23 protein-coding genes are annotated in these 19,396 nt (G+C 34.4%); 9 read left to right on the top strand and 14 right to left on the bottom strand.

Annotation, left to right across the window (positions count from 1 at the left end; translation table 11 throughout):
* Positions 1-24 precede the first annotated feature (24 nt).
* The 5 genes from ACXYMZ_RS06830 to ACXYMZ_RS06810 all read right to left on the bottom strand — a co-directional run bounded on the left by ACXYMZ_RS06830 (position 25) and on the right by ACXYMZ_RS06810 (position 2,993).
* The gene (locus ACXYMZ_RS06830; protein ID WP_458947635.1) at positions 25-507 is read right to left on the bottom strand and encodes an immunoglobulin-like domain-containing protein; all 483 of its coding nucleotides are present in this window, start codon (positions 505-507) and stop codon (positions 25-27) included.
* A gap of 67 nt (positions 508-574) precedes the next feature.
* A complete protein-coding gene (locus ACXYMZ_RS06825) occupies positions 575-790 on the bottom strand; it encodes a hypothetical protein (RefSeq protein ID WP_458947634.1) in 216 nt (71 codons plus the stop codon).
* Positions 791-889: 99 nt separating this feature from the next.
* Positions 890-2,104, bottom strand: a complete 1,215-nt coding sequence (locus ACXYMZ_RS06820) for an ABC transporter permease (RefSeq protein ID WP_458947633.1) — start codon at positions 2,102-2,104, stop codon at positions 890-892.
* The gene (locus tag ACXYMZ_RS06815; protein WP_458947632.1) at positions 2,097-2,843 is read right to left on the bottom strand and encodes an ABC transporter ATP-binding protein; all 747 of its coding nucleotides are present in this window, start codon (positions 2,841-2,843) and stop codon (positions 2,097-2,099) included. Before ACXYMZ_RS06815 ends, ACXYMZ_RS06820 begins: the two co-directional genes overlap by 8 nt.
* Positions 2,844-2,870: 27 nt before the next feature.
* A complete protein-coding gene (locus tag ACXYMZ_RS06810) occupies positions 2,871-2,993 on the bottom strand; it encodes a hypothetical protein (RefSeq protein WP_458947631.1) in 123 nt (40 codons plus the stop codon).
* A 730-nt stretch (positions 2,994-3,723) separates the two neighbouring features.
* Between ACXYMZ_RS06810 and ACXYMZ_RS06805 the strand changes: the two genes are divergently transcribed.
* The 5 genes from ACXYMZ_RS06805 to ACXYMZ_RS06785 all read left to right on the top strand — a co-directional run bounded on the left by ACXYMZ_RS06805 (position 3,724) and on the right by ACXYMZ_RS06785 (position 6,660).
* Entirely contained in the window at positions 3,724-4,152 is a 429-nt protein-coding gene (locus ACXYMZ_RS06805) for an HIT family protein (protein WP_458947630.1), read from the top strand.
* A gap of 116 nt (positions 4,153-4,268) precedes the next feature.
* A complete protein-coding gene (locus tag ACXYMZ_RS06800) occupies positions 4,269-4,790 on the top strand; it encodes a tryptophan transporter (protein ID WP_458947629.1) in 522 nt (173 codons plus the stop codon).
* Between the two features lie 170 nt (positions 4,791-4,960).
* Positions 4,961-5,299, top strand: a complete 339-nt coding sequence (locus ACXYMZ_RS06795; RefSeq protein WP_458947628.1) for a YtxH domain-containing protein — start codon at positions 4,961-4,963, stop codon at positions 5,297-5,299.
* A gap of 181 nt (positions 5,300-5,480) precedes the next feature.
* The gene (locus ACXYMZ_RS06790) at positions 5,481-5,666 is read left to right on the top strand and encodes a hypothetical protein (protein WP_458947627.1); all 186 of its coding nucleotides are present in this window, start codon (positions 5,481-5,483) and stop codon (positions 5,664-5,666) included.
* A 103-nt stretch (positions 5,667-5,769) separates the two neighbouring features.
* The gene (locus ACXYMZ_RS06785) at positions 5,770-6,660 is read left to right on the top strand and encodes a peptidylprolyl isomerase (protein WP_458947626.1); all 891 of its coding nucleotides are present in this window, start codon (positions 5,770-5,772) and stop codon (positions 6,658-6,660) included.
* A gap of 64 nt (positions 6,661-6,724) precedes the next feature.
* On the opposite strand, the gene ACXYMZ_RS06780 is transcribed toward ACXYMZ_RS06785, so the two are convergent.
* From ACXYMZ_RS06780 to ACXYMZ_RS06750, 7 genes are all read right to left on the bottom strand, one after another.
* Positions 6,725-6,925, bottom strand: a complete 201-nt coding sequence (locus ACXYMZ_RS06780; protein WP_458947625.1) for a sporulation YhaL family protein — start codon at positions 6,923-6,925, stop codon at positions 6,725-6,727.
* Between the two features lie 105 nt (positions 6,926-7,030).
* A complete protein-coding gene (locus tag ACXYMZ_RS06775; RefSeq protein WP_458947624.1) occupies positions 7,031-8,260 on the bottom strand; it encodes an HD domain-containing protein in 1,230 nt (409 codons plus the stop codon).
* 71 nt (positions 8,261-8,331) lie between these two features.
* Complete coding sequence (locus ACXYMZ_RS06770) at positions 8,332-11,277, bottom strand: AAA family ATPase (RefSeq protein ID WP_458947830.1); 2,946 nt, start codon at positions 11,275-11,277, stop codon at positions 8,332-8,334.
* A gap of 5 nt (positions 11,278-11,282) precedes the next feature.
* On the bottom strand, positions 11,283-12,518 hold the full coding sequence (locus ACXYMZ_RS06765) for a metallophosphoesterase family protein (RefSeq protein WP_458947623.1): 1,236 nt from the start codon (positions 12,516-12,518) through the stop codon (positions 11,283-11,285).
* Between the two features lie 404 nt (positions 12,519-12,922).
* Positions 12,923-13,090 carry a hypothetical protein gene (locus ACXYMZ_RS06760; protein WP_458947622.1) on the bottom strand — a complete coding sequence of 56 codons (168 nt, stop codon included), beginning with the start codon at positions 13,088-13,090 and terminating at the stop codon, positions 12,923-12,925.
* Between the two features lie 53 nt (positions 13,091-13,143).
* Complete coding sequence (locus tag ACXYMZ_RS06755; RefSeq protein WP_458947621.1) at positions 13,144-13,632, bottom strand: hypothetical protein; 489 nt, start codon at positions 13,630-13,632, stop codon at positions 13,144-13,146.
* Between the two features lie 137 nt (positions 13,633-13,769).
* Positions 13,770-13,904, bottom strand: coding sequence for a hypothetical protein (locus ACXYMZ_RS06750; protein ID WP_458947620.1), 135 nt, complete (start codon positions 13,902-13,904; stop codon positions 13,770-13,772).
* Between the two features lie 325 nt (positions 13,905-14,229).
* On the opposite strand from ACXYMZ_RS06750, the gene ACXYMZ_RS06745 reads away from it, so the two are divergent.
* The 4 genes from ACXYMZ_RS06745 to ACXYMZ_RS06730 all read left to right on the top strand — a co-directional run bounded on the left by ACXYMZ_RS06745 (position 14,230) and on the right by ACXYMZ_RS06730 (position 17,098).
* Positions 14,230-14,601 carry a GntR family transcriptional regulator gene (locus ACXYMZ_RS06745; protein ID WP_458947619.1) on the top strand — a complete coding sequence of 124 codons (372 nt, stop codon included), beginning with the start codon at positions 14,230-14,232 and terminating at the stop codon, positions 14,599-14,601.
* A gap of 4 nt (positions 14,602-14,605) precedes the next feature.
* A complete protein-coding gene (locus ACXYMZ_RS06740) occupies positions 14,606-15,514 on the top strand; it encodes an ABC transporter ATP-binding protein (protein WP_458947618.1) in 909 nt (302 codons plus the stop codon).
* 110 nt (positions 15,515-15,624) lie between these two features.
* Positions 15,625-16,494 carry an ABC transporter ATP-binding protein gene (locus ACXYMZ_RS06735; protein ID WP_458947617.1) on the top strand — a complete coding sequence of 290 codons (870 nt, stop codon included), beginning with the start codon at positions 15,625-15,627 and terminating at the stop codon, positions 16,492-16,494.
* Positions 16,487-17,098 (top strand): ABC-2 transporter permease, encoded by a 612-nt coding sequence (locus ACXYMZ_RS06730; RefSeq protein WP_458947616.1) that lies wholly within the window; start codon positions 16,487-16,489, stop codon positions 17,096-17,098. The genes ACXYMZ_RS06735 and ACXYMZ_RS06730 overlap by 8 nt, the downstream gene beginning before the upstream one ends.
* A 72-nt stretch (positions 17,099-17,170) precedes the next feature.
* On the opposite strand, the gene ACXYMZ_RS06725 is transcribed toward ACXYMZ_RS06730, so the two are convergent.
* Positions 17,171-18,427, bottom strand: a complete 1,257-nt coding sequence (locus ACXYMZ_RS06725) for an ABC transporter permease (protein ID WP_458947615.1) — start codon at positions 18,425-18,427, stop codon at positions 17,171-17,173.
* Positions 18,420-19,319: an ABC transporter ATP-binding protein gene (locus tag ACXYMZ_RS06720; protein ID WP_458947614.1), complete on the bottom strand. Its 900-nt coding sequence runs from the start codon at positions 19,317-19,319 to the stop codon at positions 18,420-18,422. Before ACXYMZ_RS06720 ends, ACXYMZ_RS06725 begins: the two co-directional genes overlap by 8 nt.
* Between the last annotated feature and the right edge of the window lie 77 nt (positions 19,320-19,396).

Raw genomic sequence — 19,396 nt, 5'->3', positions numbered from 1 at the left:
TCGATTAGAAATTAATTTTTAAGGTCAACTTGCCTCATTAATCGTAAATTCTGCAGCCACATCGTACTCATCAAAATCTCCTGGTCCCCTGAAATCCAGGACTTTTTTAAAGATGCGATAATCACCATCTTCTAGACTGCCATATAACCATTCAAAATTAGCAGGCCATTCTTCAGAAGCTCCAGGCTCCACTTCATAACCAATATCATTGAATCCGTAGCTTTCTAATTTTATTGGAACTTGAAACCAATCTTCAGCTATTTTCATTTCAAGTAAAAAATCATCACTAAAAACTACTCGGTTATCCGAATTATTTTCTATACGCACGGATAATCCAAGTGGAGAAACCGTTTCTTCTACAACCTGCATCGTAACTCCATTTAAATCATTTATAGACTCGTATGAAGTTGGCTCAAAATCTGATGCATTTTTTCCATTCATTGAAGTTCCACAACCCATTAAAATTAGTACAAGTAAAATTCCATAAATCAATGTATGTTTTTTCATAAGCGAAGCACCCCTTTTAACAATTAGACGTTGAAAACAGGATGTAGTTTCAATTTATCGCAAAATATTAATTTTCCGCTTCATTCGCCAACTCTATAATTTTATCTTCTAAGTTATTTATTCTTGAATCTTGTTCTACAAGAAATTTAATTAGTACGGCCATCACGAATGCAGGTATTAAAACGAGACCCCACATGGTTTGAATCAACAAGCCTAGGAAAAAGAAAACAAAAGTCCCCCACAACATGATCGACAAAACAAATATTCCAAAAAATTGTTTCACGATAAAATACTCCCCCTAATAAAAAAATGACTATAAACTGAATAACAATTTATAGTCATTTTAAATATTCTTTATATTGATATTACCATAAAAGATACATTATACTAATTTCTTTTTTATATAACCATTTGTGAATAAATAGGTGAATACTATTCCAGCTACCAGTGTTAAAACAAAACCAATATAAGCTTGATCAACTAAAAATAATGCTGAAAAAATTATCGTTTGCAAAAATCCTAGTTGATAAAGAAGTTTTAACATCGATGATTGACGGTCACTTTCCTCAATTGGATAGATATCTAGCCACATTACTGTGCGGTGATGTTTATATAACGCCATCATTTGGAAGCTGCTTAAATAAATGAATAGGAGAGAAAATAATAATTTCACCCATATATTCGGTATCATCAGAATAAAAATTCCGCCTAAAACGATTAAGCGGAGATACATTCCTAGGTAATCGCCACTTCTTATAAAAGTAATTCGGTAAAGATAGTCAAAAGTATAGCGTTTTTCAAACGTAATATTTTTAGTTAACAACGAAACAAGCCATTGTCTTTTACTAATTCGACTTTTTATATGCGGAACATCACTAAACATATTTGCAATTCTATAGAAGGATTGCATTCTATTCTGATCCTTTTCAAGTAATAGATCCCATAAAACACCTGGTTTCTTCACAGATAAAGAATAGATATATAAGAAAACAGCGGTGAATATAATCGTCATGATGCTCGCTAGTAATATTTCACCTGCAACGAGAAAGTAAAAAACGAGGATATTAACAATCGTACGACTTAATAACTCGATACGCCTTGTTCGACTTTCCCTTACTCGGTACATCCACCAGTTTACAAGAAGGTTCCCAACTTTATAAATAAGTAACACTAGAATTGTTAATAAGTATGGGCTTCCTTCACGGTCGGAAAAACTTGCTGAATATAATGGCCCCAGAGCAGCCGCAACTAATAAAACAACATATAATTGAATAAGAAAACTATAGATGATAGCATTTCGAAAATAAGGACGCATCTTTTCTTCAGCAACTACTAAAAAGACAAGATCTGGCTCTTTCAATAATGTACGAATCGGGCTATAGCTAGCTAACAAACCAAATGCTATTCCAATAATAAGTGCACTAGGAAAATTTTCAGGAAGTTGCGCGAGCCAAGCTTGATAATAATAAGCAATCGCAGCGATAAAGAAAAATGAAGCTACAGCGATATGCCCATTAAATATGTAGCGCAGGTAACGGCTAAGCTCTTTTATGTGCATGGAAAGACGTTCTTTATAAAAGGCATGCGCATCAAACATGGCTATCTTCTTCTTTCGTTAATTGTAGATATAAGTCGTCTAGAGTAGCCTCTGGCATGTTGAAGCTTTCTCGTAAGTCAGCTAGCGTACCATACGCTCGAATTACCCCTTCATGTAAAATCACAAAGCGGTCACAATAGCGTTCTGCAGTTGCCAAGATATGAGTCGACATTAAAACGCCCGCACCTTTTTTCTTCATGTTTTCCATTATTTCTAGATAAGAAGAAATTCCAAGCGGATCAAGTCCCACAAATGGTTCATCGACAATATATAATGGTGGTTCAATAAGAAACGCACACATGATCATTACCTTTTGACGCATTCCTTTTGAAAAATGTACTGGGAACCAATTTAATTTTTTTTCCATACGAAACTCTTTCAATAATGGATCAAGTCTCTTTTTGAAGGTTTCCTCTGATATATTATATGTCATCGCAGTCAAACGTAAATGCTCATACAATGTTAATTCGTCATAAAGAATTGGCATTTCTGGAATGTATGCCATTTGACTACGGTATGCTGTCGGGTTGTCGTTAAATGTTTTTCCGTTAACAACAATTTCACCTTTCTTTTGGTGCATCAATCCGATAACATGCTTAATCGCAGTACTTTTTCCTGCTCCATTTAAACCAATAAGCCCGACAATTTCATTCGGATAAACATCGAAAGAAATTCCGTGCAAAACATTCTTATGTGTATATCCACCGTGAAGATTATTGATGTGTAATAATGATTCCACGCGCTAACCTCCTAATTGATTCCAAAGCTAATTACTTCCATCAATTTTATCATCTTTAACAAAGATTGCCAAAGTAAACTGCGACAAAGCTTTCGACAGCATTTTCATTTTACATGCATAAGAAGATGGATGCTGAACAAAATAACCCATGAAGGGAAATGCTTGCGAGTATAAATTTGATGAAATACACAAAAGAGGTGCTTGATGATGCCAATTTACGTGTTAATCACAAATTCTCACGCTTATCACGACATCTAAGACAAATAAAGCTTTCAAAGTTTGGTTTCTAAGCTTAAAATCGACTTGTTAGCTTTACTGTAAACGAAATATTTTCACTCCACATTTCGTTCACAGTCCCCATTCTTAAGCTGTCGCATGCATTGCTACCTTCTTAAAGCAGGCTGGTTCTATCCCCCTTGAACCAGTCCTGTTTCTATTTTTGTTGAGGAGTAATTTGAGCTTCGTGACTAGTGGAGCGTGAGTATCGGTCAATAAATTGCGTTTCGGGAAAATTGGTGGCCGATAGAATGCGAGTATCGGTCGACAAAATGTGATTCGAGAATTTTGGTGGCCGATAGAACGCGGGTATCGGTCAACAAATCGTGATTCGGGAAAATTGGTGGCCGATAGAACGCGGGTATCGGTCAACAAATCGTGTTTCGGGAAAATTGATGGCCGATAGAACGCGGGTATCGGTCGACAAATCGTATTTTGAGAATTTTGGTGGCCGATAAAACGCTGGTATCGGTCAACAAACTGCGTTGCAGAAATTTTGATGACCGTTAGAATTACAATAGTAGCATTCCCACCCCCTTTTTTGATTTATCCTCCATTCCCCTATACAATAGATGTAATATTTAAATAAAAGGAGTGGAGTTTTATGGGTCATGAGGATTGTATTTTTTGTAAAATTATTAATGGAGAAATTCCTTCGGCTAAGGTATATGAAGACGATGAGGTTTATGCTTTCCTAGATATTAGCCAAGTAACAAAAGGGCATACATTAGTTATTCCGAAAACGCATACGAAAAATATTTATGAAACATCAGCCGAAGTAGCGAAAGAATTCTTTGCACGCGTTCCTAAAATTGCGAATGCAATTAAAGCTACCTACGAGCCACTCGGCATGAACATGCTGCAAAATAATGAAGCTGCTGCAGAGCAATCTGTTTTTCATTTACATGTGCACTTGATTCCAAGATATGGTGAGGGCGATGGTTACCAGCTTGGTTGGACGACGCACGCAGAAGATTATACAAGTGAAGATCTTCAAAAAATCGCAGCAGACATCCATACAAATATTAAATAAAAATAGCACTATCTATTATTAGAAATATCTGTTATAATAAAATTTAATATTTCGCAACTGACAACGAGTGTACAGTTGGAAATAAATGAGATGAGAAGAGAATAGGAGAGATTAGGATGAACGTAAGAATTTTAGTTATTTTATCATTGCTTGTAGGTATAGGTGCTGTATTACATGCCGTTATGCCGCCAATCTTTTTCGGAGTTAAGCCAGATATGTTGTTAGCCATGATGTTTTTGGGAATTGTCTTATTTCCAAAACCGAAGTACGTGTTAATTATTGCACTTGGAACTGGGATCATGTCTGCACTTACAACAGGCGCACCAGGCGGACAAATTGCTAATATGATTGATAAACCAATCACTGCTTTTGTTTTCCTAGCATTATTTCTACTAATTAAAAACCGATTAAATCAAAACATTTCAGTACCAGCACTTACTGGTATCGGAACATTAATAAGTGGAAGTATTTTCATCACCGTCATTTCAATTATTGGTGGAATTCCTGAAGGTGGGTTACTCGCATTATTTACACTTGTAGTACTACCTGCAATGGCGATAAATATCATTGTAATGGCAGTTATATATCCTGTCGTTCAAGGTATTATGAAACGAACAAATCCAATTTCTGCAGTATAAACGATAACCAAATCCTCTGATATTCTTTATCAGAGGATTTTTTATGTAGAAAACTTAGCACCAGGTCTTAATCGTGGTATAATAGAAATAATCCCATCAAAATAATTTAATGTTTTAATTGATTGGATAAAGTGAATACAGTCTTTAAGAATGAAAGGAGCAAATACACTATGTCTAAAGGTAAATCATTAGTTCTTGGACTCCTTGTTGGTAGTGCAATTGGAGCATCAGCTACTCTCTTAAGTACACCAGAATCAGGGCGTGATGTAAGATTTCGTGTGAAAGAACAACTTTTTGAAATGAAAAATCTCCTCCTTAGTTTAAAAGATAAGCTTAGCGAAACCTCTAAAGAAGGTGTCGTTATCGTTAAAGAAATCACTGAGGAAATGAAAAAATCAGTAGAAGAATGGAAAGAAACAGTAGATCCTCATCAAGAAAGTATTTACCAATATTTAGAACAGATCGAATTAAGCTTGAAAGATCTTGAAAATAAAGTAAAAAACATTTAATGCATGATTTCTTTTAACAAAGTAAGTAATTGTAAAACTTCTAGCTTAAAAGTGAATCCACTCGATTCATTTTACTAGGAGTTTTTTTATTGAAAACTTCTTGAAATACTGTTCAGAAACAATTATTTTTGATACAGTTAGTGATAGACATTTTTAGGGGATGTTTCAAAGGGGGATTTTAGTGGTTCTATTTTATTTAGCTTTTGCATTTATTGTACTATTTGTTTTTAATATAATGGCGCATAAATTTTGTACTAAAATGGAAATGAATGAACTTAAAGCAAAGAAAGTATATAAGACAATTAATACGATTATGGTAATCATGCTCGTTTGTTCTTACTTAAGAGTTTTAAATATGGCAGTTTAGTGGAAAATATGAGGGATTCTTCATTTCACTACTTATCTTTGTTAAATATATGATATATTTAACAATGTAAAATAATAAGACAATATATTAGGAGTGTTCGTTGATGAGAAAATTTACTATCGCTGCTTTGGCTGCTTTATCTCTATTAATCCTTGCAGCATGTAATGCAGATGATTCAGAAACAGTTGTAGAATCTGAAGCAGGTAATATAACAAAAGATGAGTTTTATGAAGAATTAAAAACTCGATATGGTGAATCTGTTCTACGTGAATTAGTAACGATAAAAGTATTAGAAGATAAATATGAAGTTACTGACGAAATGGTTCAAAGTGAACTTGATAAATCGAAAGAACAATTTGGTGAGAACTTTGATATGGTATTGATGCAGAATCAGATAAGCTCTGAAGAAGAATATGCAAATATTATCTATGCAAGCTTATTACAAGAACAAGCACTTGCCGAAGATATCGAAATAACAGATGCTGATATTGAAGAGCGTTATGAAAGAATGAAGACAGAAATTGATGCACAGCATATTTTAGTTCCAGATGAAGAAACAGCAAATGAAGTAAAAACAAAACTTGATGATGGTGGAGATTTCGGTGAATTAGCTGCTGAGTATTCCATTGATGGAAGTGCAGAGAGCGAAGGCGCACTAGGATACTTTAGTGCTGGAAGAATGGTTCCTGAGTTCGAGGATGCTGCTTATAGCATGGAAGTTGGCGAAATTAGTGATCCCGTTCAAAGTGAGTTTGGTTTCCATATTATTAAAGTAAATGATAAGCGTGAAATCGAAGACCTTGATAGCATTGGAGAATTCGAAGACGAAAAGGAAAATATTCGTCGTGAATTAACTCTAGCACAAATTGATATGACACAAGCAGCAGAAAAAATTAATCAATTAATTTCTGAAGCTGAAGTAAACATTAACATTGATGATTTAGAAAATATTTTTGATCCACAAGAACCGGAAGAAACAGAAGCACAAGGTTAAACCAAAATAGAAGCTATTCCCATTCGTTGGGGATAGCTTCTATTTATATATAGCGGACAATGCTTTACTCTCCATGTTGCCTGCGCATTGCGTTCTTCTTTTTTTCTTCGACCATTCTATCGATATATATTTTCCCTTCCCTTTCAATGAACTCTTCATCAAGTTTTCTTTCTGCAGTCATTGCTCGAAATGCCATATAACCACTAAAGAAAATCAGGATAATTATAAAGAATATCCATAAGGGAACACCACCAACCATCATCATGCATTCCTCCTTGTCCAATTGCTTCTACCTTATCTATATGAACAAAGTGGCTCAATCATTACAAGTTGACACTTAATAGATGCACTCGCGGTTTAGGTAAATGCTTTACTTCACTTGCTCCGTATTCTCATAGCGACTATCTAGAAAATCGACAATATGGATAATATATCCCTCGATAGTTTGTGGGTTTCTAACAGTTGAACCCCATTCAGGCAAACCATGATGACATAAGATACAATGGGAAATCAAATGAATATCCTCGAGTGAAAGTGTAATATTTTCTTGTTCAATGATGCGGTTTAATATCAAAACACCATATGGAATGTGACCAATCATAACACCTAACTCATCCATTGTGATGCCTGATTGTTTGCGGGCACTTAAATTCTCAGTCGTTGCCGTCGGGTAAAGGAAAGAGAACTCCGCGTATTGTTTTCCAGCATAATCATATTCCAATAATTTACCTATATCATGCATGAGAATACTTGTCATTAAAGCATCTATATTTAGATTGTCTTCTTTGTGCTCCATCATTCCTGCTAGCATTCGGTAGAGGTGATCAATTGTGTCTTTCCAAACGATTTGCTTTGTGCCTTCCTCATTTTGGAAGTTGGACCACAGTTCTTGTTTATATGCTTTTTCTACAACATTAATCAATTTAATGACAGCTTGAAAAGGATTCACTTCTTGTTTAACAATGAACCTAGCAAATCGCATCAAGCCCACTGTATGCTTTAACAAGCCTCCCAAATAATTATGGTGGAAGCCCTTCGCTGCTGGACTTATGCTAAAACCTTCCCAAAATTGATTCATTACAGCTAATGATATGTCTTTGTATGGTGCAGATAATTCATGAAGATAGGAAAATAACTCTACGGTATATTCTTCAATACTTTGTCTCGTGTATGGTAAAAAGAAAAATGGGTTTATATCTTCTTTACATGGTTTAAGTTTATTTATCGTTAATGATTTATATCCACGAAACTCATCAACAACACCTTCAATATCAAAAATCGAGTTAGCATCAAGAATTGGTTTATTCTTTTCAACTGCTCCTTGGTTATCCCACATTTTTGCGCTAATTGATCCGGCATTGTTACTAAACGTCATTTTTAAAAATTCTTTATTTGTCTTTGTCGTTTGTACTGATGCTTCATTTAATAAAACGCGAACAGAAACATGATTACCTTTCACTTCATTATCCAAGCTAAAGTTTTGCTCTTGCGTTGGTAATTCAGGGATTGGATAATTTAGTAGGATCTCTTCTTTTTCTTCGTCAGTCACATGAACATCAACTGGGATAAAATCATAAAAATATGTTTTCTTTTCCGTCATTCCTATCACTCCAAACTAGTCTATTCTTTCATTCTAGCTTAAATCATGATTGCTTGAAAATCATAGCCTTTTTATAATTCAATTGTAGCTATTTTTAGTGCTTCCCCTGTATCGCGTACATCATTTCTACAAGTAAAAATAATCATTTGTTGGCTTGTCGCAATCTGCTGTAAAATCTCAATCATTTTTCGATTACGCCCTTCGTCAAAGTGGACAAAAGCATCGTCCAAAATAAACGGGAGTGCATGGGCCTCAGTCATCACATTACTTATTGCCAATCGAAGAGCTACATAAAGCTGGTTCATTGTTCCTTGTGAAAGTTCATTTACATCGTAGCGAATACCATCTTCTGAAACGACCCAAAATGTTTCTTTATTTTCGGGTGCATTGACAGCCACATAATTTCCATTTGTAATCTTTTCTAGAAAATGCGTTGTTTCTTCCATCACTTTTGTTAGATACTTTGCACGATATTTTTGTTTTGTATCACTTAGAACTTCTTTTTCTGTTTTAAGAATCGCCCATTCCCTACCTAACTGATTTAGTTTTTCTTTTTCCATCTCAAATTGATGCATTTTGGCAGAATAAGCATCTGAACTCTCTAGCTGATCTCGTTCGTAATTGACTTCGGCAAATCTCGAACGCTTTTCTTCGATAAAATAATCAAGCTCGGTAATTTCTTTCTCTAACTGATCTTGTGCTTGTTGCAACTCTAAATCATCTAGATGTTCGTTGATAAATAAGGACCATGCGTTATGTGGAAAAGCTTTATCTAGCTGCTGTTTATTCAATTCTAAAGCTGCTTCTAACTCCCTCTTTTCCTCCGTGTATCTGGCCAGTTCATAAAATGCTTCTTCTGTATCTGCTTGCGCAACTTTAAGTAATGCTACAATTTCATTTTTATATACCGACATACGCTTTAAAAGATTTTCCGAATCAATTTTTATTTCCTTTAATGACTCTTTTCGGAGGGAAATATTATGCTTTAATTCATCATTTTTTGTCAGTAATTGCTTTAAAAATTGCAGCGTGGAAGTTAAGTCCATATGTTCAATAGCGGGATATAATTCTTCCATTGATTGATTAACTTCAATATCAATCTTATTCACTTCCTTTTGCAGGTCACTGATTTCAGCTGCTAACTGGGTATAAATTTGTTGCGATTTCGCTAGTTCTTTTAGTCTTTGATAGTAATCGGACCAGTAACTAACATTTTTATCCCTTAAAAATGGATAGATTGTGATTTGTTCCTCTACCTGCTGTTGATGTCTTTGCAACTTTTCCCTAAATATTCGTTCCTTCTCTTCTAATTTAATTTCTTTCACGATTTGTTCTTGGATAGTGGTGCTTATTCTTTCTACTTCGCTTACTTTCTCTTCATGTAATTTAAGTTGTCTTTCAAGTTCTATTCTTTCCGTTTCGGTTAATTGTTCATGTTCTTTAAAGAGTATTGGCGATTGTAGCATATCATCCATTTGTTTTATATTTTGCTTATTTGCGAAATATTGCCCTATGCCTAGTACAATAAAAAATATAGCTATTGCGTAGAATAAATTATTATCTACTATTAAAGCTAATCCCACAAATAGTGCTAGTAAAATAAAGCTACCAAATAAAATATTTTTTGATCTCTTATTTTTTACTTCTTTTTCTTTCTTAAATTTATTTTGTTTTAAAACTGTAGCTTCATGTAAACGTTGGAGTTGTTCATGCTCTCTATTTTGGTCTAATTTCTGACGGATTTCATTTATATGTTCTTCCATTAATAAATTTCTTTTGGCTTCTTGTAGAGCAGTATCATAATATCTCTTTTCTTCACGCAACCCATTGAACGCTTCTTCCAATTGGTTTTTTTCCTGCCCTAGCTGTTCTTTATCCACTTTTAATTGCTTCCAGGTTTCTTCAATATAGAAAGGTAAAGACAACGATTCCAAATCAACCTCTTCTATATTCAATTGTAAATCATGTAATTCATCTTCTATTTTGGCTTTTATTGCGGCCTGTTCGTCTTGTAGCTTTAGGAACTTATCTTGCATGGAAAAAGAATTTTCGATTTCCATAATCATGCTTGATACTTTTTCTATATGCTGCTCTTCTAGCAATTCTTTATTTAGTGTAGCAAGATTATCTTTCACTTTAACCGCATTGTTTTCTAAAATGGTATACTCGCTCTCCAGAGGCCTTAACTCTTCTTTTACTTTTTCCAGTCGCATAATGCCATTTTCCGGAAAACTGCTTTCTTGTTGAAACTGTTCTTGCTTCAGATTCAATTGTTGATATTCCTGGATAACAGGCAAAGTTGTGCGCTGCTTTGTAATAAAGTTATTTTGCTTAACTTTTTCTTGTTTTTCCATTTGAAAACTTTTAAGCGTTTTCGTGATGGATTCGATTTCCATAACTTTTTCACGATAACTAGCTTCACTCATTTTATATGCTGTCAATTGTTCGGCGAGCTCATCCAATACCTGTAGTTGACGATTTATGATCCGATTCTTCGCCGCCGGTCTAAATAGTTCTGCCAAGCGGTCATCCAACTGTTTTTCAACTTGATAAATACTGCTAGATCCTGTTAACCCAATACTTAATAAGACTTCTCCAAGATTTTCCTCATCCATGTCCTTGATGGCATTTAAATCTAATGCTGAGAATGAAAATATCGCTTGGAATGTTTTTTGATCCATTTGATGTAGTCTATCTTTTAACCAAGATTCATCATAGACTTCACCTGTATTTGTAAAACAGGTAGCTGCTCCATTATTTTTATTATCCGTTCTTTCTATGGTGAATTCACCAATTTCGGAATCAAATAAGACTAGCTGACCGCCAAATTTACTACTCGTTTTTGGTTGATAGAACTTCCGCAGTCTTGGTGGCATTCCAAATAACATAAATAAAATAAATTGATGGAAAGTTGATTTTCCAGATTCATTTTCACCATAAATTATTACTGGACCTTCTTGGGGGAAATCAAGAGAGTAATCGACCAGTTTACCGAAACCGAAAATAGAAGCACGCATTATTCTCACTGATTTTCCTCCCCTTTCAAAAGCTTATTTAATAATTGATTACGGGCTTCTTCAAGAATATCTTGCTTATCAACTTCCTGAAAGCTGTCTAAATACTTTCGAGCCTGTCGGTGATTATACAGCTCCTCAAGATGCTCTTGAATAACTGCTTCTTCAAAGCTTGTTTGCAATTCACCTAAGAAATGCTCTCCAAAATAGGATATATGCTTTTGCTCTGCTTCTATTTGAACTTTTGTTCGGAAAACATAAATCCATGGACTTTTATTTTCATTGTTTTCATTTAGTACTTCAATAATTTCTTCTAACTGACCAGAAGATTGCCAATCTCTAAGTGCATCATGTGTGGCTGTTAAAGTTAAATCAATAAGTATGGATTGGTCCCACTTTTCATTAGTAAACACTTCTTGAATCTTACTTTCTAATTGATATGCTTTCGTACAGTCTGATACATCTATTTGTAAAGGAAGAAACAGGATTTCTTGAAGTGAGATAAAATCTATTTTCTGTTCCATAGATGATAATTTAACATAATAACAGCCCTTCGCACCTGTTTCTTTCCGATGCCTCCCTTGAATATTTCCTGGGTAAACAATCAAGGGATCTTTTGCTAAGATTTCACGTTTATGTATATGCCCAAGAGCCCAATAATCGAATTCCTTCGAAGTGAGATCAGATAATTGAAACGGAGCATATGTGTCATGCTCATTATTCCCTTGAATACTACCATGGAGCATCGCGATCTGATACGTTGCTTCAGGATGTTGAATTCGATACTCATTTGCCTTGTTTTGCATAACCGCACGATTCACGTAACTAAATCCTGTGATTGCTGCAAGAGCTTTTCCATCTTTTTCAAAGGAAAAGCTGCGAACGGTGTCGTCTGGGAAAATATAAACGTTATCAGGATAAGCAACTTCATGAATATTCCCACTTATATAGTCATGATTACCGTAGCTTAGGTAAACATTTATCTGGTTTTCTTGCAAATTCTCAAATGCTTTTTTTAAGCGGATTTGTGCTTTTAAACTTTGTTTTTCATTATCAAAAAGATCCCCTGTAATTACAATAAAATCGACTTGTTTTTCGATAGCTGTTGCAACTAGTCTTTCAAGAGCGAGAAAAGTACTTTCCTTTATCTCTTTGAAAATATGTTCAGGTGTATTTGCTAAGCCCTTAAATGGGCTATCTAAGTGTAAGTCCGCAGCATGAATAAACGTAATGTCACGATTCATCCCTTTCCCTCCGTTTCTCTATAAGTTATATTCTATCAAAGGGCTAATAAGAATGCACGTTCTGTTCATTACTATGTTTCGAAATATAGATTTTTTTGGTTGGCCTTACTTTATAACCACGTATAGAACGGTTGCGATACTCTATACAGGAAGAGGTACTTCATGAAGAATTTCGTGTGCTTTTAGAGCAAAAACGAAAATTGTTAAATAGAAGATAAAATAATACTCAAAAATGATTATAATTCGTAATGATTTTAATCCCTTTCTTTTTCTGTTATACGGAGATCTATAGCGAAAACACTTCTTTATAGCGTTAAAGTATAAGTGATTGTTGCATCAGAAATGCATATTAATAATCTAACGCCCCATAGTCTTCTGTGGGGCGTTTTGTTGTAGAGATTAAATCATTTTATATTTTTTCGTTGGGTCTGTTTTTGATTATAGATGGAAAGTTGATTAATTCCCGTTGCTGATGCTTCTTCTGTTTTATTCGGTGATTTATATACGACTTCGATTGCAAGATTTATTTCTATTTCGGCGAAAGGGGCGAAGTCGGTGAGTAGGATTTTCATGATTATTTACTCCTGAATTTGTATGGGTCTGGCTTTCGTAACTTTTATACTTATTAACCAGTAACATAACTTGCTATACAACCAGCTAGTTTATTCTCAATCGTACTGTTCCTAAACAGCCAATTCAAAAGTATCGGTTCTGTATAAAACTCTTCCGCCATCACTTTCCCTTCAATAAATAGCATTGCATAATTAAATTCAACAGTTATATCGATATGCTCTTCTGGATTAAATTGGATTTTTGAATATTCTATTTGATAATCGTTAATATCGTTTCCGAACGTTTCTTGATAATAATCAATATTAGTGTTTCTATTCTTACCGAGAATTTTTTTCAACACATCATAGAAATCATCGATATTCTCTTCGAAAAGTTCCTCATGCAAAGTACCGTGCAACTTTTCATTTTCATCCTGTGTTAATTCAAAACAAGACAGATCCAACCGGTCCTGCAGAGCTGTTTTCCACTCTTCCATCGTCAAATATTTATTTGATCTTGCTGTAAAATTTTTAATAACACCCAAACTGTAAAACTTACCCATGTTATCGCATCCTTTTTTAGTTAGTGATGCTTAGCTAAGATGTTTTATCTAGGTTTATTATAGCAAATAAAAGTGTTGTGTTAAATCTAGAAAAAGGCTCTTTACTTCTTTGAACAATTTCCAGAAAAAATGTTCCGTTAATTCTTCTTTACATTCAAATTCTGATATTCTTTCTCATACGGTTTAGAATTACGCCAAATAACTTTATCTATTAATCCAGCATAATCAGTGTGCATGATTTCAACTATCTCTTGAAATATCTTAGTGTACATAATTGTTGGCCTCCCATTTATCATCTAAATTTTTTTATATTAAAAGTTGTTCCTGTTCAAATGACTAACGTTTGATATTCGCTCAGTCTGGCGGCGGAGATGAAATTCAATTTGAACTGACTGTATACGACATATCTACAAGTAAGTGCTAATTTCGATTAAATAGCACTTAATATCGAATAAGCCGTATGCCACTTTTCAATTTCATTTTTCCACATATAAATTATTGATAAATCAAGATAATCATGATTAACTAGTGTATATAGTGTTTATGACTTCTATATACTGTATAAGATAATTAAATATATCGAAAGGAGGTTTCTGCATGCAAATTATCATTTCAAACAGTTCGAAGGATCCCATCTATGAACAAATATCTAAACAGATTCAAGCTAAAATATTGTCCGGTGAACTCACGGAAGGAACTGCTTTACCTTCTATTAGACAGTTGGCAAAAGATTTAAGTATTAGTGTAATTACAACGAAGCGGGCCTATGAAGAATTAGAAAAAGCAGGGTTCATTTATTTAATTGCAGGTAAAGGTTCTTTTGTAGCTGAGCAAAATTTAGAAATGATTTTAGAGAAAAAACATAGAGTGATCGAAGAACAATTAAGTGCAGTTATCTCCAATAGTAAAGAAATAGGGTTAACTTTTGAAGAACTACAAGAATTATTAAAGCTGTTGTATGAGGAGTGATGACTTGGAAAATGTAATCAAAATTCATAATGTTTCTAAAAAGTTTAAAGCATTCTCTTTAGACAGCATTGATTTACAAATAAAACGAGGTTACACTACAGGTTTTATTGGTGCTAACGGGTCTGGAAAGACAACATTGATTAAGTTGATGATGAATCTTTTACAGCCAGATAATGGTGAAATAAGCGTATTTGGTTTGGACTACGCAACCAATGAAAAAGAAATAAAAGATCGTATCGGTTTTGTATATGACAGTAATATATTCTATGAATCATTGAACTTAAAAGATATTAGTAAAATTGTTGCTCCCTCCTACAAAGATTGGGATCATAAACAATTTAAAAAATACATCAATCAATTTGAATTACCATTAAATAAACCAGTTAAAAAACTTTCTAAAGGAATGAAGATGAAAGCATCTATAGCTATGGCCTTATCACATCATGCGGAATTAATCATGATGGATGAACCAACCGCAGGATTAGATCCGACATTCCGAAGGGAGTTATTGGATGTTTTTCAAGAACAAATGGTTAATGAAAACAGAAGTATATTCTTTTCTACCCACACTACAAGTGATTTAGAACGTTTTGCAGATTATATTGTGTTGATTGATCAAGGGAATATTCTTTTCCATGAACGCATGGATATACTTCAGGAAAAATATGCCCTAGTCAAAGGTAGTGTAGATTTACTTGATCGGGATACAGAAGCTTATTTTATTAACATTGAACGTAAGCAAGACACGTTTCAGGCTTTATCTATAAATCGCAAGCAGGTTGTTACTGTCTTTGGCGACCATGTAGTAATGGAAAAACCATCCTTAGAAGAAATTATGTTTCATATGAAAACAGCACATCGCAATGGAAAACTTTCAATAAAGAATACAATGCAGGAAGATCTTAATGAATAATTGGGATCTTCTTTTTTTTGCAATAATATAAAATTCTTCTTGTATATACTGATTATAGAGTATATACTGTATATATACAGATGGGTACTAATAAATAGAGGAGTGAAAAAATGGCTAGTGTCGTGGAGTTTAAGAATGTGACTAAGAATTTCAAAGACTTTTCATTAAAGGATATTAATTTAGAAATAAAACAAGGAAAAGTGACAGGCTTTGTTGGTGCAAATGGTGCCGGAAAGTCAACAACTATGAAATTAATGATGAATCTCTTACAAGCGGATAAAGGTGAGATTAAAGTTTTTGGAAAACATTTTTCAAAAAATGAAAAAGAAATCAAAGAACGAATCGGGTTTGTCTATGATAGCAATATTTTCTATGAAAGCTTAAACTTAAAAGATATTCGGAAAATTATCGCTCCTGCCTACACTAATTGGAGTGACGAACAATTTTATGATTATATCAAGAAGTTTGAACTACCTTTAAATAAGGCTATAAAGACTTTCTCTAAAGGAATGCAGATGAAAACATCTTTGGCATTAGCTCTTTCCCATAATGCAGAGTTTATCATGATGGATGAACCAACAGCAGGTCTTGATCCAGTTTTTCGCAGAGAATTATTAGATATTCTGAATGAGCTAGTGGCAGACGGAAATAGAACCCTCTTCTTTTCTACTCATATCACAAGTGATTTAGAGCGCATTGCAGAAGATATTGTTTTTATCCAAAACGGGAAGATTCTTTTTAATGAATCGATTTCAGACATTCAGGCAAGATATGGATTGGTAAAAGGTGCTACAAATATACTCAATCCAACTATTGAAAATAGCTTTATAAATATCAAACGTTATAAAAATGAATTTCATGCATTAACAAACAACACAGATGAAGTCAGAAAATCTATTGGAGAATATGTTGATATTGAAGAAGCAACTCTCGAAGATATTATGTATTATGCGAAAGGAGCGCGTGAACAATATGTATAATTTAATTAGAAAAGATATCGTTATTCAAAAAATGCAAGTGTTAATTCTCATTCCATTTATTTTGTTCTTTGCATTTTTTGCGAGTCAGATGAGCCCGGCATTTGTACTACTAATTACTAGCCTTTATATACCTTTAAATGGTTATATTTATGATGGAATGGTCAAATCCAATATTTTACTCAACTCACTACCTTATACAAGAAAAGAAATCGTTAATGCAAAATACGTCGGTTCTGTTGTCTATATGGCCTTATCCATCGCATTAGCTAGCGTAATTTTTTATTTTGTTGGTTATGAATTCTTGTTTAGAGATATTGCAATTGCTGCTGGACTTTTCCTTATTTCTACAGCAATCTTCTTTCCGATTTTTTATGTTTTGAACCCAGCTTATGTCGGATTCTTTATGATACTTGGGGTAATGCTATCAGCATCCGTTATCCCTCCTGTTCTTCAATTTTTAGAACGAAATCTTACATCGATTATGGACTTTCTTATGAGTTTATCAACAATAACGATTTACTTAAGTGGAGCTGCAATCGCAATTAGCTTCTATCTTATTTCCTGGATGGTTAGTCAATTTATTTATCAGAGAAAAGAATTTTAATTTTATGTTTTACAAATCAAAAAGAACCGATTAACAGCTAAGAAACACTGTTAATCGGTCCTTTAATCTTCTCTACTTTTCCTTCTTCGACAACCTAATCGCCTTACCAAAGTCCTTCAGTGAAGCGGAACGTCCGTACATCAGCACGCCGCCTTTGTAAACTCTCGCTCCAATTAGACCAAGTATGATAATCGACGCGACTAAAATCCCGATGGATAAGCCAATTTCCCACATCGGGATGTTTAGCATACCAATTCTTAAAATCATTACCATTGGTGTAAAGAATGGAATGAAGGATGAAACTGTGACAAGTGTTGTCTCTGGTGCTCCTAGCCCAAACATTGCTACCATGAACGCAATCACAATTAGGATAATCATCGGTGTGATTAACTGGCCAACATCCTCTGCTCTGCTTACTAGAGAACCAAGCATTGCTGCGAGTGTTGCGTATAGTGTGTAACCAAGTAGGAAGAAGATGATTCCATAGATGACGAGATCTACAGGAATATCTACGAGTCCAACAGCATCTAGAAAACTACCTGCTAATTCATCTTTTTTCATATTCATCATGATTGCGCCGACACCAACAAAAAGAAGAATTTGCGTAAGTCCGACCAATGCAACACCAAAGATTTTAGCAAACATATGTGTTACTGGTGAAGCGCTTGAAATCAGAAGCTCCATCACTCTCGAGGACTTCTCATTCGCAACATCTTGTGCAATCATTTGTCCATATAATATAACAACCATATACATTAAAAATACCATGACATAAACAATGCCCTGTGCTTGGAATATTTCTTCCATGCTCCTTGCATCATCATCAAGTGCGACCGTTTCAAATTGCACTGGCACATAGATGTCTTGAATGACCGTTGCATCAACACCTGCCTGCTCCATTGAAATAGCTGTTTTCAAATTTTGTAGCTGCTCCTGTACAAGCATTTGCGTCGATGAATCCGTAATATTACTTGCATAATACGTTCCATTTGGTAATTCATTGTCATCTAAACCGACAACAACTAATGCAGCAAAATCTTCCTCTTGAACAGCAGCTTTCGCATCTTCTTCTGTCCCTGCAAATGATTCAACTTCTAAACCATCATCAACAGCTTCCATCCCTTGTTTTAATGGATCGAATAAAGCTCCAGATTCATCAATGACAGCAATTCTGTCTACTGCATCTTCATCGGAAAAGAAACCGATAATTGTTTGCATATTCGCTGCACCAATGACTAATAGTAGTAGCAGTGCTGTAGTAATAATAAAGGTTTTTGATTTCACCTTATCTAAATAAGTATGGCTAAGAATTGTCCAGAACTTACTCATAGGAAGCACCTACCTTTTCAATAAAGATATCGTTCAACGAAGGTTCTTCAAGCTCAAACTTCCGGATAAATCCACGACTTTGTAGGGCTTGGAATATATCCTGGGAGATTGCTTCACTTTCAATTTGTAACTCCATACCTTCAGCTAGACGCTTCACTTTAACTACACCAGGGAAATCTTTTAAAAAGTCCAGAGAATAATCAGCATGAATTCGTAAGTTTTTCTTACCGAAGGAGCGTTTGATGTCTCCAAGTTTTCCTTCAACCACTGGTTTTCCATCTAATAAAATACATAGATTTTCACAAAGTTCTTCAACTGTTGCCATTTGGTGCGAGGAGAATACAATTGTTGTTCCATTATCCTTTAAATCTAAGACTGCTTCCTTCAGCATTTCTACGTTAACTGGATCAAGCCCTGAAAATGGTTCGTCAAGGATTAATAGTTCCGGTTTATGTATAACCGCAGAAATAAACTGGATTTTTTGTTGGTTCCCTTTGGATAATTCTTCTACCTTTTTATTCATATATTCAGGAACTTTAAATCGCTCCAGCCACATTTCTAAAGCTGGCAAACTTTCTTGTTTTGGCATTCCTCGTAATTTTGCTAAGTATATGATTTGATTCTTTACCGTTAGCTTTGGATATAGACCTCTTTCTTCTGGTAAGTATCCAATTAAATGACTTTTATCGTAATTAATCTGTTCATTATTCCAAGTGATTTTTCCATCTGTTTTATCAAGTAACCCAAGAATCATTCGGAAGGTTGTTGTCTTCCCTGCCCCGTTCCCACCCAAGAAACCAAAGATTTCATTTTTTGGAATACGCAAATTCAAATCATTTACTGCGGTAAAGTTTCCAAACCTTTTTGTAACATGATCGATAACTAAACTCATCTCTTCATCCCCCTTGTCCTTATCATACGAATTTCACATAAATAAGTTTCAAATGCATTAATATATTTCGCATTTTT

The organism is Oceanobacillus sp. CAU 1775 (assembly GCF_054482815.1).
This window is presented reverse-complemented; position numbering and strand designations above follow the sequence as displayed.

Excerpts from the sequence above, each read along its gene's own strand:
- ACXYMZ_RS06795 (WP_458947628.1), top strand. The coding sequence starts at position 4,961 with ATGTCTAAAGGTAAATCATTAGTTCTTGGACTCCTTGTTGGTAGTGCA.
- ACXYMZ_RS06800 (WP_458947629.1), top strand. The coding sequence starts at position 4,269 with ATGAACGTAAGAATTTTAGTTATTTTATCATTGCTTGTAGGTATAGGT.
- ACXYMZ_RS06730 (WP_458947616.1), top strand. The coding sequence starts at position 16,487 with ATGTATAATTTAATTAGAAAAGATATCGTTATTCAAAAAATGCAAGTG.
- ACXYMZ_RS06780 (WP_458947625.1), bottom strand. The coding sequence starts at position 6,925 with ATGATGATGGTTGGTGGTGTTCCCTTATGGATATTCTTTATAATTATC.
- ACXYMZ_RS06810 (WP_458947631.1), bottom strand. The coding sequence starts at position 2,993 with ATGGGTTATTTTGTTCAGCATCCATCTTCTTATGCATGTAAAATGAAA.
- ACXYMZ_RS06720 (WP_458947614.1), bottom strand. The coding sequence starts at position 19,319 with ATGAGTTTAGTTATCGATCATGTTACAAAAAGGTTTGGAAACTTTACC.
- ACXYMZ_RS06805 (WP_458947630.1), top strand. The coding sequence starts at position 3,724 with ATGGGTCATGAGGATTGTATTTTTTGTAAAATTATTAATGGAGAAATT.
- ACXYMZ_RS06830 (WP_458947635.1), bottom strand. The coding sequence starts at position 507 with ATGAAAAAACATACATTGATTTATGGAATTTTACTTGTACTAATTTTA.
- ACXYMZ_RS06765 (WP_458947623.1), bottom strand. The coding sequence starts at position 12,518 with ATGAATCGTGACATTACGTTTATTCATGCTGCGGACTTACACTTAGAT.
- ACXYMZ_RS06760 (WP_458947622.1), bottom strand. The coding sequence starts at position 13,090 with ATGAAAATCCTACTCACCGACTTCGCCCCTTTCGCCGAAATAGAAATA.
- ACXYMZ_RS06745 (WP_458947619.1), top strand. The coding sequence starts at position 14,230 with ATGCAAATTATCATTTCAAACAGTTCGAAGGATCCCATCTATGAACAA.
- ACXYMZ_RS06820 (WP_458947633.1), bottom strand. The coding sequence starts at position 2,104 with ATGTTTGATGCGCATGCCTTTTATAAAGAACGTCTTTCCATGCACATA.
- ACXYMZ_RS06775 (WP_458947624.1), bottom strand. The coding sequence starts at position 8,260 with ATGACGGAAAAGAAAACATATTTTTATGATTTTATCCCAGTTGATGTT.
- ACXYMZ_RS06750 (WP_458947620.1), bottom strand. The coding sequence starts at position 13,904 with ATGTACACTAAGATATTTCAAGAGATAGTTGAAATCATGCACACTGAT.
- ACXYMZ_RS06755 (WP_458947621.1), bottom strand. The coding sequence starts at position 13,632 with ATGGGTAAGTTTTACAGTTTGGGTGTTATTAAAAATTTTACAGCAAGA.
- ACXYMZ_RS06725 (WP_458947615.1), bottom strand. The coding sequence starts at position 18,427 with ATGAGTAAGTTCTGGACAATTCTTAGCCATACTTATTTAGATAAGGTG.
- ACXYMZ_RS06770 (WP_458947830.1), bottom strand. The coding sequence starts at position 11,277 with ATGCGTGCTTCTATTTTCGGTTTCGGTAAACTGGTCGATTACTCTCTT.
- ACXYMZ_RS06735 (WP_458947617.1), top strand. The coding sequence starts at position 15,625 with ATGGCTAGTGTCGTGGAGTTTAAGAATGTGACTAAGAATTTCAAAGAC.
- ACXYMZ_RS06785 (WP_458947626.1), top strand. The coding sequence starts at position 5,770 with ATGAGAAAATTTACTATCGCTGCTTTGGCTGCTTTATCTCTATTAATC.